Source organism: Streptococcus entericus DSM 14446, assembly GCF_000380025.1.
Classification (GTDB): Bacteria; Bacillota; Bacilli; order Lactobacillales; family Streptococcaceae; genus Streptococcus; species Streptococcus entericus.
In genome coordinates this window covers 81912-95787 of record NZ_KB904156.1, presented here as the reverse complement: position 1 = coordinate 95787, position 13876 = coordinate 81912, and the positions used below count along the sequence as shown (strand labels likewise).

Genomic DNA, 13876 nt, shown 5'->3' with positions numbered 1-13876 from the left:
TATTGGTCACGCACCTTCGGAGCGTGACGGACTTAAAGTCACATAAATCTTAAAAAATGTGTCATTTATAGTTGACACATTTTTTCTTATCTGTTATACTGAGTATGTAATATATATATGACTTGGGTAGATGTGCCCTAAATTTTTTAGTGAGTGATGTCATCTATATAAGACACTGAGGGTGACCTCAAAAAATTTTACGCCACTGTGTCACATATAAAAGACATCAGCTCCGCTATTTCCCAAAAAACACTGAAAGGAGTTCTGATGAACCGTGTCAAAGACTTTCGTACTCAGGCTGGACTATCGCAATTAGCGCTGGCCAAGAGCATCGGTGTCGCTAGGCAGACCATCAACCTGATTGAAAACGACAAGTACAATCCCTCGCTGGACCTCTGCATCAAACTGGCAGAGGTGCTAGAAACTGACCTCAATACCCTTTTTTGGGAGACGAGACATGTTTAAGGGGAGCAGAATGATACAACTGTTTGCTGGCAATGGTTATCCATGGCGTTAGTGAGCTAGTAGTTGGCTCATCTGCTCACTGTTGAACATGTCCTGACAACACTGGTGTCCGCTATCTTTGCGGCAGCTATCCTCCCAAAACAATCAAAAACAACTCAAGGAGACTAAAATGATGAACCTCAATAAAGATAACCTCTACATTTTCTTTCTACGGCGTTTCTACGACATCACCAGTGACTTGGACGAGTACACCATCAGCGAGATTAACAAATTCGGTAACAACATGTACATGCTCATGTATGGTCTCGTCTTCCTGATTGGCTTGGCTTATTTTTTCAACTTGCCAGGCGCTATCGAGGTGATTATCCTTATCTTGCTCTTTTTACCACCCCATCTTCAGAAGAAGATGGCAAGGCGACTAGGACTGGATAAGATCGAGATCGACAAACAAGGGTTGAAACAGGCTAAGCTGAAAATGCTCAGGCGGACGCTCCTCCAAACGACGTTCACAGCAATAGGGTTGGGCTGGTTGTTCTTGTTCGCCAATGCCACTCATGACTATAGACCGGATTTCCTAAGCAGCATCGCTCTGCCAGTTTGGGCAACAGTGGTCGTCAGTCGCTTGGCTTACCTTGCCTTTAAAAATAACCGTAAAATTACCATCATCGACTAATCCCAACCGTTAGAGGAGACTTATCATGACAAACAAATACTATCGGACATTACTTTCAGGAGTGGTTTTTCACCTTGTCCTAACCAGTATTCACAGTTTAGTGGATCAGGTTAGCTGCTAAACAGCTCGGCTATTTCCCAAAAAAACTCATCAGAACAACCACTCCAATAACCAAGGGCTCTTGGAATGCCCTCAGTAAGTCCTTATACACCAACCGTTTCTTTTTGACCAGAAAACATAGAAAGGATTTTACCTCATGCAACAAGATAAAAAATGGACTAATGCCCTACTCAAATGGGTCTATGGCATCGACTTCCTAGACGAATACCGCTACCAGCAAGTTGCCCTCATCGGTAACACCTGTTTTATCATCTACTTTTTCGGGAGTTTCGCCTCCATTATCCTTTCCATCGGACTGATGAAGATCAAGATGGACTGGGCGATGGACTTCCTGATTTTTAGCCACTTGGGTCTCCTTTTAGTGACTACCACCTACCTGACCTATCAGTGCCGTAAACGTGGCTTACTGGTTGTTGACAGCTTGCCAGAAGACTATGAGACCGAAAAAGTCAAGCGCCTCAAACGCAACCGTAGAAATAGCTTCTTTTACTTTGTCTTCTACCATGCCACGACTACCTTTATGAAACACGGATTTGCCCTAAACACTCTGATGGCAGAGCTTCTTTCCCCGCCAAAAATCATCAACTCCTTGGTTATGACCTTAATCTTTCATTACATCATGAAGCACCAAACCCTAAAAAATATCCGTATCCTGACGGAAGACGAATACAAGGACTAAACAACAGCAGTCATCTCATGTGTCAATCATGCCCTCTATATGGCGAGGTTGACAGCGTTCAGTTGACAACGTTCAAATGAATGGAGAATCGCTACGATGGGAGTGGGACAGAACTCGGCAACTCAAAATAAAGACCGTTGTCCCACCCTCGCAAGGTCCAGTAGGATAGTCCAAGCTTTTTAAAGCGAAGGAATATCCACTAGACTACTGCGACTTGACCATCTACCGAACTTTATATAAGAGAGCTGACTTTTGTCTCAGCCTCCTACTACTCAAGAAAAACAAGCTACTAACAAAGGAGACTTATCATGACAACAACGACTCTATGGAGCAAGATTATCCGCTGGTTTTACGGCATCGAGGAATTGGACGAATACCGTGAAGCCATGGTCAACCGTATCGGTAATCAGCTATTTATGGTGCATTTTATGATTAATCTGCTGAGTACAGCTCTGGCTTTTTACCTGATGAAGACCCCTAGCGTCGCCTTGGACTTGCTCATGTGGACAAACTTTATCTGGTTTTATGTGGCGACGGGCTACATGATGTTTAAGAGCAATCAACTGGGCATACGAACCCACGAGGTCGATGAACAAGACTATGAGACGGTTAAAGCCAAAAAGCTCCGTCAACTCAAGCGTGCGTCCTTGCTGGTAACACCACTCTACCACCTCTTCTCGAGCTATAGCCCATCAAAAGACTTGTTGACGGAAGTCTTGGACTGGCGACGCTTGCTAGCTACTGCTATTTGGGTCTTGGTCACCTATCTCGGTTTCCGTTTTTTCCTGCTAAAGGGTATCAAAATTGATAAAGAATAGGGTTAAAAATAACTTAAATCAGATTAAACGGCAGGTCACTGATCATGACCTGCCGTTTTTGTTCATTCATTTAGTTCTCAAGTTTAGCGTAATCTGCCGCAATCTGGGCACCAATTTTAGCATTGTTGTAGACCAGTTGGATGTTGGTCTTGAGGCTATCACCACCCGTCAACTCGACAATTTTCGCTAGAAGGAACGGTGTGCTGTCCTTGCCACGCACACCTTTTTCATCCGCTTCTGCCACTGCTTGGGCGATAATGGCATCGATTTTTTCATGCGGGATTTCATGCTCTGCAGGGATTGGATTAGTGACAAGGATACCTGCTTTGAGACCTAAAGCATCGGAATAGTGCATCATGCTGGCAATTTCTTCCGTGCTTTCCACACGGGTATTGAGCTTATACTCAGATGTCCTAGTATAGAAGGCAGGCAAATAGTCAGTCTGGTAGCCAACCACTGGTACACCCTTGGTTTCCAGGTATTCCAAGGTACGAGGCAGGTCAAGGATTGCCTTAGCTCCCGCACAGACCACCGTCACAGGGGTTTGTCCCAATTCGTCCAAGTCCGCTGAGATGTCCATGGTTTCTTCGACCCCACGGTGGACTCCCCCGATACCACCTGTCACAAAGACCTTGATGCCCGCCAAGTGTGCTCCGATCATGGTCGTCGCAACAGTCGTTGCTCCTAACAATTTTTTAGCAAAGACCTCTGGCAGGTCACGACGTGACACCTTAGCGACTGGTTTTTCCTTGGCCAAGCGCTCTAGGTCTTCTTCTTCCAAACCAATTTTGAACTGACCATCCATGATGGCGATGGTAGCAGGGACCGCTCCGTGGTCACGGATAATTTGCTCCACGTTTTTCGCCATCTCCACGTTCTGCGGATAAGGCATCCCGTGAGAAATGATAGTGGACTCAAGCGCCACGACTGGTTTTTTAGCGTCCAAAGCTGCTTGGACTTCCTTGCTGATAGAGAGTAAACGTTTCATCTTAGATTGCTCCTTTTTCCTTGAGTTGTTGATAGTTTTGTTCCAATAGCTGAGCGGACAGGTCGACTCGGACAGTCGCATCTGTCTGGATCGTATGATACGCATTGGTCAGACCGTAGGCGATCGCTTCTATAGCCGATTTCCCCTCCAAGAGACCGTGAATCAGGCCTGCTGAGAAAGAGTCCCCAGCTCCTGTCACATCAACGACTTTTTCGACCCTTGGCGGCTGGATATACTGTCGCTCCCCGGACTGATTGGCGTAGTAAGATGCCTGACTACCTCGGGTCATCAAGACATTCTCAAGACCCCTGCTCAGCCATTTTTCAGCCAAAGCCGTAACATCCTCCTCGGATGCCACCTGACAGCCAAAATAGGCCTCACTCTCGTCCTGGTTGACCACCAGCCAGGTCACCCCAGTCAAATCTTGGGGGAGATGGGTCATCTTGGGACTGCTGACAGGAATGACGACCAGCTCCTGCTCTTGTTGCCTAGCTAGTTCAATGGTTGCTGTCACCGTCTCAAGCGGCAGATTAAGGTCTACCACCAAGAGCCGGGCCTGTGCCAACCAACTGCGGTGACGATACAGCCAGTCTGGTGTCATCTGGTCACAAATGGCCATATCAGCTAGCCCTAACTGCATGTCACCCTGACTATCTAGGATCGCTGTGTAAGACGAGGTCGTCTGCCCTTCCAGCTGGGTGACCTGCTGGAGATTGACATAGCTTTCGGTCTGCGTCCGAATCCAATCGTAATCATGGTCTCGACCCGCCACAGAGAGCAAGCTGACGGCTCGCCCCAGTCGCCCCAAATTTTCAGCGATGTTTCGGGCAACCCCACCAACACTCATGCTGGCCATCACAGGATTACTGGTCTTGGGCTGCCAGTTATCACCAAGAACATACTTGCGATCCATGTTCATGCCACCGATGCAGATGACCTCTGTAGCGTGGTTGAGCACATAAGCTCGTCCAAGCAGGTATTTCTTGGTCATTAAGTTGGAAATTAAACCAGCCACCGTTGAACGATTGAGGCCTAGATGATCTGCAATTTCCTGCTGTGAGAGAAAAGGATCTTGTTCCAGAAGAGCGAGTATGCGTTGCTCATTTGTCGTTAGCATAGCACCTCCTTTTGGACTTTTGTTTATTTTTAGGATTTTTGTCCTAAAATTATTGTACTCCAAAAAGAAAACGGTGTCAAGAAAAAACCTGCTAAATGGTCCAATATGCTCCAAAGAAAAAAACTTGCAACGAAGGTGAGGTTGCAAGTCTTTTAGAAAAATTTTTGAAAATGCAATTATTAGGGGATAGTGTCCTCCAATGCGGAACATCTGACACTATCAGAGAAAATGCGGTATTCTCATGCCCTGCTAATTTTGAATCGTCTGACCCAGGCTTAGCCGATAAAAGGATTGTAGAACCGACCACCATTGACCCAAAAGAGAACAAGGGTCACCAAAACGACAGCAACAGCTAGCCCAATCACCGTATAGTCACCAGAGTTAAGCGTTTGTGACTTATACCAGGTCCTGTTTTTTTGTTGACCAAAACGGCGCAACTCCATAGCGGTCGAAACCGTATCAATCCGTTCCAACGAACTAAAAATCAGTGGCACAAGAATTTGAACATTACTCTTGATACGCTTGACTAAAGGCGCTTTTTTGGACAGTTCCAGCCCCCTAGCTTCCTGCGAGAGCTTAATCATCTGGAATTCTTCTTGAATATCAGGAATATAGCGGAGCGTTAAGCTGACAGCATAAGCGATTTTATAAGACACTCCAGCTTGATGGAGACTGGCCGCAAACTGGCTGGGATGAGTGGTCATCAGAAACAAAATAGCCAGAGGCACCGTGCAAAAATATTTTAGCAAGAGGTTAAGGAGGTAAAAGAGTTGCTCGGCGGTCAGGTTAAATCGCCCCCAACCCTCCAGCAGAACGGTCTGACTATTATAAATCTCTACCCCATAGGCTGGCGCAAACAAGTAGACCATGATTAAGTTAAGAAGAGCAAAAACAATCACAATGGTCAAGACAAATGAAATTTCCCGTAATTTAATCCCTGCTAACCGAAAAAGCAACAAAGACCCAACGGCAATAAAAGCAATCAAACGGGTATCATAGGTTGTCATGGCAGCAACTGATACCAAAACAAAAAAGATGAGTTTAGCTACACCAGACAGGCTGTAGAGAAAGCCTGACCCTTCCTTATAACCAATCAATGTTTGTTTAGCCATGTTGACCTCCTTGTAGCATCTTATAATAGGCTGTCACTGCTTCTGGCGTGGCTTTCATTAGTCTTGCTAACTCAAACAAGGACGTTTGCTTGAGATTGGCTGCCACCAAAATATCTGGCTGATTGAGGATAGCCTGAGGGCTGTCATCAGCCAAAACTTGACCATCACTGATCACCACACAGCGGTCGGCATACTCTAGCATGAGCTGCATATCATGGGTAATCATCACAATGGTATGACCCAGTGCATTGAGCTCATCTAAGAACATCATCATCTCACGATAGGTCCGCTGATCCTGACCGGCAGTCGGCTCGTCAAGCAAGATAATCTCGGGATTGAGCACCAAGATAGAAGCGATGGTCACACGTTTCTTTTGCCCATAAGACAAGGCTGAAATCGGCCAATGGCGAAAAGGGTACAAGCCACAAACCGTCAAGGCCTTATCAACTCGGCTAGCGATGGTTTCCTCATCAACGCCACGCAGACGAAGCCCTAAAGCCACCTCATCACTAATTTGGGTCTGGCTAATCATCTGATTGGGGTTCTGCAAAACATAACCAATCCGCTCAGAGCGCTCCTTAACAGTATCTGTGGAGATGTCCTGCCCCAGATAACGGATTGTCCCATTCGCTGTCACAAACTGACAGAGGCTCTTTGCCAAAGTAGACTTACCGGCTCCATTTTTTCCGACGATTGCCAAACGCTCCCCCCGTCGCAGGGTCAGGTTAAGCCCTCGTAAAATAGGACGCTCTGGTTGGTAAGCAAAGGTCCAATCAGATAACTCTAACAAGGCTTCCGTCTCCTTAGGACGAATAGCAGAGCTCCCCTCAGGCAAAACTAAGTCTGGCAAGCTCAGCTCATCAAGCTGACTAAGATTGTCTAAACCTGTTAAATCAATACCCAGACCACGCAAAACACTGATATAAAGTGGTTCACGAATACCATATTGCCCCAGCAACTCAGAAGCCAATAGCTCATCAGGATGACCGTTGAAGACCAACTCCCCGTCATGGAGCAAAACAATCCTGTCCACCGGCCTGTGCAGAACATCTTCTAACCTATGCTCAATGATAAGCGTGGTTGCCCCAGTCTCTTGGTGCAGTCGATCAATCAGCTCGATGGTCTCCTGACCAGACCGAGGGTCAAGATTAGCTAATGGCTCATCAAAAAGCAAAATAGGGCTCTCATCAATTAAGACACCACCCAGGCTAACACGTTGCTTCTGCCCGCCTGATAAGTCCTGAGGGCGGTGTTCCAATAATTCCCTCAATGCCAACTGGTCAGCCCAATAATGGACACGACTGACCATCTGATCTTTGGGGCAAGCATCATTTTCCAAGGCAAAGGCCAGATCTTCACCGACAGATAGACCGATAAACTGACCATCAGTGTCTTGTAACACCGTGCTGATCAGCTGAGAACGGTCGTAAATTGACAGTTGACTAATCTCCTGTCCTCTCACCAGCAATCGCCCTGTTTGTTTTCCCTTGTGGATATTGGGGATAATGCCATTTAAGCATTGCCCCAAGGTTGATTTTCCAGAACCAGATGCCCCGATAATCAGCACCTTTTCCCCTTCTTCAATGGTCAGGTCTATTTTTTTCAGGGTAGGTTCTGATTGGGCATCATATTGGAAGGAAAAATTCTCAAACCTTATCACCTTGCATCTCCCTAAACTTTAGCATTTATTAGGAACATTATACCACAAAATACCTTTAATTCCCTCAAAGCAGTCTCAAACCAGCCACACACCCCACTCCGACAAGGACCGTCAGGATAATGTTATTAGTCTTTTTAAAAGTCACATAGGTTGGTACTAAAGCCAGTGCTTCAATCAGCTTTAAGCTCGGCAATTGCCCAACACCAACCTGAAACACGCTGGACAGGATGAGCGCAAACATGATGCTGACAGGAAGATAAGATAGAAAGGCAACAACTTTCTCGGGTAGTTTGGCAAATTTCACTAAAAAATATGGAAAGATTTTAGGTAGCCAATTGGCTAAGCTGGCGAGCAAGATTAGCACGACTGTTGATTTAGTCCACATCTGTTAACACCCCCACGAGACAACCCATCAAAGTCGCTAGTAAAACAGCTACCGACCCTTGCACCAAGACTGAAGAGAGCAAGTAAGTCCCTCCGACGCTAATTAACATCACACCTATCCTAGAAGTTGCCACTCGCTTGCTCAGGACATCCAGCTGACTGGCAAAAATGGCAAGAAACATCACCATCAAGGCATAGTCAATCCCCAAACGCTCAGGATTTGATAACAAGCCCCCTAACATAGCACCTAGCACACTAAAAACAAACCAAGAAAGGTAGCCAGCACCATTATTGCCAAACATCCATGACGGTTCAACCTGCTCAACCTCAAGCTGATGAGTCAGCAAGACACCGTAGCTTTCATCAGTCATCATGCTAGCAGCTAATAACTGTTGAGGCAAACGATAGCTTTCAAACACCTTGGTCGTATGAAGATTCAGCAGGAGATTGCGCAGATTGAGTAAGCCTATCGTCAAGGTCGCACTCACAGGGTCGGTCTGGGCAGCAACCATACCACACAGGGCAAATTGAGCCGAACCAGAATACACTATCAAACTCATCAGAGCCGTCTCTGCGAGAGACAGACCTGATTGGGTCGCCAAAATCCCACAAGCTAAGCCAATGCTAGCATAGCCAAGAACGGTTCCTGTTGCAGCAGCCATGCCACGTCTAAATTCAGACATTTATTGTTATCCTTTCAACCAGTTTCACTTATTTTCAACTGTCCTATCATAGCACAAAACCCACCTACCACAAAGGCAGACGGGTCAAAGTTATCAGATAAGAATGATTAAAAGAAAGTCAGCAGTAAGAGTTAGCTTGAACAATCATTTTCAGGTCAAAACGACAGTTCTCTGCTGACCCGGAAAAGGCTAGGTTGCTTTGTCTGGTTGATTAGCGTTTATGCACTCAATACACTTTGCCTGTCAGAATAGCTATAGCAAGTTAATTCATCGTCTTCTTAAAGCAACCTAGTCTCTAATCTGCTCTTCAATACACCAAACTGACCAGCTATCAATTCTGTTCTGGCAACGGTCAGAGCCAACCATATCGTCCACTATGCGTTTAGAAACAGTTATTAGCTGGTTACTAGCCAAGCAGGAAAACGCCTTTTAGTCCTCAATGCCCTTAAAGACCAAACTAGGTTTGGCATTAAGCGATAGGTCCGCAAGATTGCCCTTCTCGTATTCAACAACCGCAGCAAGGGCAATCATGCCGGCATTATCGCCACAAAGGCGCAGAGGTGGCACAATTACCTCAACATCGGTGATGTCCACCTCAAGACGCTCACGTAAGCCCTGATTCGCTGCGACACCGCCTGCGACAACCAGCTGCTTGACAGGGTACTGGGCGAGGGCTTTCTTAGTTTTTGCAATCAGCACATCTAACACTGCCGCCTGAAAGGACGCACAAAGGTCTTCTAGAACTAAGTCCTCGCCTTTTTGCTGGGCATTGTGGTGGAGGTTGATAAAGGCTGACTTGAGCCCTGAAAAGGAGAAATCCAGATGGTCTTCCTTAATCATGGCACGTGGGAGATTGTAGGTATCCTGTCCTTGATGGGCGAGCTGGTCAATCTCACGACCAGCTGGATAGGTCAAGCCCATGACCCGACCGACCTTGTCGTAGGCCTCTCCCACCGCATCATCTCGCGTCTCAGCAATGATGCGGTAATCACCTGCCTCAGGTACATAGACCAACTCCGTATGCCCACCTGATACTAAAAGCGCCATAAGAGGATAAGTTAAATCGCTTTGCTCTTTTGCCGCCATCAGATGCCCTGCCATGTGGTTGACAGGGATAAGCGGAAGTCCGTGCGCCCAGGCAAAAGCCTTAGCAGCTGCCATACCCACCAAAAGGGCACCAACAAGTCCAGGCCCCTCAGTCACCGCCACAGCCGTCAGGTCGCTAGCAACCAAGCCAGCCTCGCTCAGAGCATCGGCAATACAGGTCGTGATGACTTCCACATGGTGGCGGCTGGCCACCTCAGGCACCACTCCACCAAAGCGCTTGTGGCTCTCCACCTGACTAGCGATAATGTTGGTTAAGAGCTCCTTATCATTTTTGACAATAGCCACACTGGTCTCATCACAAGAGCTTTCGATGGCTAGGATGTATCTATCTGTCATCTGATTTCTTTCTATTTGGAAAATAGCTGAGCGTCACTGTTGACGCGTCATGATGATGGCGTCTTCAGTCGGCTGATGGTAGTAGTTCTTTCGCCGACCCACAGCAGAAAAGCCATGCTTGAGATAGAGGGCTTGGGCAGCCTGATTGCTGCTTCTCACTTCTAGGAAAATCGGCTGGCGCTCCTTAGCCAAAGCTTGCATGAGCTGGTCAGCCAAGCCCCTGCCTTGGTAGGCTCTTTTTACAGCGATATTGGTGATTTCAAGCTCGCCAACTAAGAGTTGAACCGCCAAGAACCCAACTAATTCTTGCCCTTCATAACGATAAAAATACTGGCTTTCTGGTTTATCTAGGTCCGCACTAATCTGTTCTAACGTCCACGGCGACTGCCCATAAACATCTGTTAAAATGTCATAAATCGCTTGTGCTGTCGTCATCTTAGACCCTCTGAATGTAGGTCTTGCTGTCGCCTGCTTCATGGTTCTTCAACCAATTTTCCTCGGCTTCAACCCGTTTGAGGTAGGTCGGTACAAAGGCATGGGGATCAACAGGAACAGCGGTTATAGCTGCGCACCCGATACGATAAGCAGACGGCAAGGTTGGCAAGATATGAGCGTCTGGATAGCGCTCCTCAATCTGCTGACGGAAATTGGTCACCTCACCGACAAAGGTCAGGTCTTGCTGGTCAGATAGACAATCAAGTAAATCGCTAAAGGCACAGTTGGTATCTGGCGCAATTGCTCTGCCATTCTCATAAAAACCAGCATAAACCGTGTTGCGGCGAGCGTCGATCAGAGGGATAATCACCCCTTGAGCCTCAGGCGTTAGGGCGTAGAGGCTGGAGATGCCGACCAAGTCAATAGCAAGGGTATAGGCTAAAGTCTTGGCTGTTGCTACCGCCATCCGTAATCCTGTATAGGAGCCTGGTCCCTGAGCGACAGCGATGCGGTCAAGGTCTTGAGGGGTCAGCCCTGCTTGTGCCATGAGAAAATCGATGCTGGGCATGAGGCTGATGCTGTGGTTTTTCTTGATGTTGAGGGTCAAATCCGCCAACAAACGGTCGTCCTCTAGGAGGGCGATGCTTAAAGCTTGGTTGGAGCTATCAAAGGCTAAAATCTTCATGCTTGTCCTTTTTATCTGATTAATATCTGGTTTTTGTCAGGGCATTATGCGTCAACCTGCAAAGTCTCGGCTTGCTTATACCTCCTATTTTATGCTATAATTAAAATAATTGCAACGCATCACGGTCAAATTTAATACCTATATCTTTAACGCTTATGACTGAGTGGTTAAACAGGTGCTGATTACTCTGAAATTTAATTAGCCAAGCACCCCACGATTGGGGATTGTTTTGGTGATGTTGACAGACTGACTGAGAAGCCATACAGAAAGGATTATCATGATTTACAAAGTATTTTACCAAGAAACAAAAGACCGCAGCCCACGTCGAGAAACAACCAAGACCATCTATATCGAGGTGGATGCCAAAACAGAACTAGAAGGGCGCATCAAGGTTCGTCAACTCGTTGAGGAAAATACCGCTTATAACATCGAACTCATTCAGCACTTATCAGATAAGCATTTAGCCCATGAAAAAGAGTCTGGCGTTTTTGAATTAACGGAGTTCTAAGATGGTAAAAGTGAACTTAAAACCACACGAAGTTGGGGTCTTTGCCATCGGAGGTCTTGGCGAAATCGGTAAGAACACCTACGGCATTGAGTACCAAAATGAAATCATCATCGTTGATGCTGGGATTAAATTTCCAGAAGATGATTTGCTAGGGATTGACTATGTTATCCCTGATTATTCCTACATCGTTGACAACATCGACCGCGTTAAAGCCTTGGTCATCACCCACGGACACGAAGACCACATCGGTGGCATTCCCTTCCTGCTTAAACAGGCCAATATCCCCGTTTATGCTGGGCCATTGGCTCTAGCCCTGATTCGTGGCAAACTGGAAGAACACGGTCTGCTCCGTCAGGCCAAACTACATGAGATTAACCACAACAGCGAACTGGTCTTCAAACACTTGAAGGTGACTTTTTTCCGCACCACTCACTCTATTCCAGAGCCTTTGGGAATTGTCATCCATACCCCTCAAGGTAAGGTGGTCTGCACGGGAGACTTCAAGTTTGACTTTACCCCTGTTGGAGAGCCTGCTGACCTCCACCGCATGGCAGCGCTAGGTGAAGATGGGGTGCTGTTGCTTCTATCTGACTCGACCAACGCGACAGTGCCAACATTCACAGAATCCGAGCAAGTTGTTGGAAAATCAATTCTCAATATCATCGAGAATATCCAAGGACGGATTATCTTTGCCTCCTTTGCTTCCAACATCTTCCGTTTGCAACAAGCTGCAGAAGCGGCGGTTAAGACCGGTCGGAAGATCGTTGTCTTTGGGCGTTCCATGGAAAAAGCCATTGTCAACGGTATCGAGCTCGGCTACATCAAGGTGCCGAAGGGCACCATCATCGAGCCAAACGAGATTAAAAACTACCACGCCAGTGAAATCCTCATCATGTGTACAGGAAGTCAAGGTGAGTCGATGGCGGCGCTATCTCGGATTGCTAACGGCATGCACCGTCATGTGGTGCTACAACCTGGCGATACAGTGATGTTCTCATCAAGTCCAATTCCTGGAAATACCACCAGCGTTAACAAGTTGATTAACACCATCCAGGAAGCTGGGGTTGAGGTCATTCACGGCAAGATTAACAACATCCACACTTCTGGACATGGTGGTCAACAAGAACAAAAACTGATGATTCGTCTCATGAAGCCAAAATTCTTCATGCCGGTCCATGGGGAATACCGCATGCAAAAAGTTCATGCTGGTTTGGCAGTGGACTGCGGTGTGCCAAAGGAAAACACGTTTATTATGGAAAACGGTGATGTCCTCGCCGTAACTAAGGACTCAGCGCGACTGGCTGGCAAGTTTAATGCCCAAGATGTCTACGTTGACGGTAATCGTATTGGTGAAATTGGTGCTGCTGTCCTGCGTGACCGCCGTGACCTGTCAGAAGATGGGGTCGTGCTTGCAGTAGCAACTGTTGATTTCAAGACCAAGATGGTTTTAGCGGGACCAGATATTCTCAGCCGTGGCTTCATTTACATGCGCGAGTCTGGTGATTTGATTCGTGAAAGTCAGCGCCTACTCTTTAACACCATTCGCGTTGCCTTAAAGAACAAGGATGCTAATATCCAGTCTGTCAACGGTGCAATTATCAATGCGCTCAAGCCTTTCCTCTACGAGAAAACCGAGCGTGAGCCCATTATTATCCCTATGGTTTTAACACCTGATAACTAAAATAAACTAGGACTTCAAACGGAAAATCTCAGCCGTTAGATGGAACAATGCTAACGATTGAGGTGCCGCTTGTAAGTCCTTTTCTCTTTGCCTTCGGACCTTCTCATGGTTAATGAAAAAGCACTCAGGAAAGTCCAGTGCCGTCAACTACCATAGTTATTTTTAACACCATCTTGCTGACTGTCAAATAACGTCATGACAAAAGATAAGCTGAATGATTTAGTCAACCTGCCACTGAGATAAGCCTTGTAAATTTTATCACCACCAGAGAAGCAACTCGCCTCAAAAGGTTTAAGCTGTCAACGCCAAAACAGTAAATGAGTTAGATCCTATCAAGATTCTTAGACTTCCGGTGGCATCTGACTGATATTCAACTATTTTTACAGTTTATCCAACAAATGTTCTCTTGTTATTTGATACTTCTA

15 protein-coding genes are annotated in these 13876 nt (G+C 46.6%); 6 read left to right on the top strand and 9 right to left on the bottom strand.

All coding sequences use genetic code 11. The features are described from left to right. The first annotated feature begins 267 nt into the window (after positions 1-267). The 4 genes from A3GW_RS0101950 (at position 268) to A3GW_RS11185 (ending at position 2755) form a co-directional block, all read left to right on the top strand. Entirely contained in the window at positions 268-465 is a 198-nt protein-coding gene (locus A3GW_RS0101950) for a helix-turn-helix transcriptional regulator (RefSeq protein ID WP_018367641.1), read from the top strand. Positions 466-637: 172 nt separating this feature from the next. Then, positions 638-1138: a DUF3278 domain-containing protein gene (locus A3GW_RS0101945; protein WP_211205389.1), complete on the top strand. Its 501-nt coding sequence runs from the start codon at positions 638-640 to the stop codon at positions 1136-1138. Between the two features lie 256 nt (positions 1139-1394). Continuing rightward, positions 1395-1937 carry a DUF3278 domain-containing protein gene (locus tag A3GW_RS0101940; protein WP_018367639.1) on the top strand — a complete coding sequence of 181 codons (543 nt, stop codon included), beginning with the start codon at positions 1395-1397 and terminating at the stop codon, positions 1935-1937. Between the two features lie 308 nt (positions 1938-2245). Then, a complete protein-coding gene (locus A3GW_RS11185; RefSeq protein ID WP_018367638.1) occupies positions 2246-2755 on the top strand; it encodes a DUF6773 family protein in 510 nt (169 codons plus the stop codon). Positions 2756-2825: 70 nt separating this feature from the next. On the opposite strand, the gene A3GW_RS0101930 is transcribed toward A3GW_RS11185, so the two are convergent. The 9 genes from A3GW_RS0101930 to tsaB form a co-directional block, all read right to left on the bottom strand. Then, positions 2826-3743: a pseudouridine-5'-phosphate glycosidase gene (locus A3GW_RS0101930; RefSeq protein ID WP_018367637.1), complete on the bottom strand. Its 918-nt coding sequence runs from the start codon at positions 3741-3743 to the stop codon at positions 2826-2828. A 1-nt stretch (position 3744) separates the two neighbouring features. Further along, positions 3745-4860, bottom strand: a complete 1116-nt coding sequence (locus A3GW_RS0101925; RefSeq protein ID WP_018367636.1) for a carbohydrate kinase — start codon at positions 4858-4860, stop codon at positions 3745-3747. 275 nt (positions 4861-5135) lie between these two features. Next, the gene (locus A3GW_RS0101920; RefSeq protein WP_018367635.1) at positions 5136-5972 is read right to left on the bottom strand and encodes an energy-coupling factor transporter transmembrane component T family protein; all 837 of its coding nucleotides are present in this window, start codon (positions 5970-5972) and stop codon (positions 5136-5138) included. Then, entirely contained in the window at positions 5965-7632 is a 1668-nt protein-coding gene (locus A3GW_RS0101915; RefSeq protein WP_018367634.1) for an ABC transporter ATP-binding protein, read from the bottom strand. Before A3GW_RS0101915 ends, A3GW_RS0101920 begins: the two co-directional genes overlap by 8 nt. A 64-nt stretch (positions 7633-7696) precedes the next feature. Continuing rightward, positions 7697-8017 carry an AzlD domain-containing protein gene (locus A3GW_RS0101910; protein WP_018367633.1) on the bottom strand — a complete coding sequence of 107 codons (321 nt, stop codon included), beginning with the start codon at positions 8015-8017 and terminating at the stop codon, positions 7697-7699. Beyond that, positions 8007-8699, bottom strand: a complete 693-nt coding sequence (locus tag A3GW_RS0101905) for an AzlC family ABC transporter permease (RefSeq protein WP_018367632.1) — start codon at positions 8697-8699, stop codon at positions 8007-8009. Before A3GW_RS0101905 ends, A3GW_RS0101910 begins: the two co-directional genes overlap by 11 nt. Before the next feature lie 429 nt (positions 8700-9128). Continuing rightward, positions 9129-10142, bottom strand: a complete 1014-nt coding sequence (gene tsaD / locus A3GW_RS0101900) for a tRNA (adenosine(37)-N6)-threonylcarbamoyltransferase complex transferase subunit TsaD (protein ID WP_018367631.1) — start codon at positions 10140-10142, stop codon at positions 9129-9131. A 33-nt stretch (positions 10143-10175) separates the two neighbouring features. Next, complete coding sequence (rimI, locus tag A3GW_RS0101895; protein ID WP_018367630.1) at positions 10176-10577, bottom strand: ribosomal protein S18-alanine N-acetyltransferase; 402 nt, start codon at positions 10575-10577, stop codon at positions 10176-10178. 1 nt (position 10578) lies between these two features. After that, positions 10579-11262, bottom strand: a complete 684-nt coding sequence (tsaB, locus tag A3GW_RS0101890) for a tRNA (adenosine(37)-N6)-threonylcarbamoyltransferase complex dimerization subunit type 1 TsaB (protein WP_018367629.1) — start codon at positions 11260-11262, stop codon at positions 10579-10581. Positions 11263-11539: 277 nt separating this feature from the next. Between tsaB and A3GW_RS0101885 the strand changes: the two genes are divergently transcribed. Both A3GW_RS0101885 and rnjA read left to right on the top strand, forming a co-directional pair. Further along, complete coding sequence (locus tag A3GW_RS0101885; protein WP_018367628.1) at positions 11540-11770, top strand: DNA-dependent RNA polymerase subunit epsilon; 231 nt, start codon at positions 11540-11542, stop codon at positions 11768-11770. 1 nt (position 11771) lies between these two features. Next, entirely contained in the window at positions 11772-13451 is a 1680-nt protein-coding gene (rnjA, locus tag A3GW_RS0101880; RefSeq protein ID WP_018367627.1) for a ribonuclease J1, read from the top strand. The last annotated feature ends 425 nt before the right edge of the window (positions 13452-13876 follow it).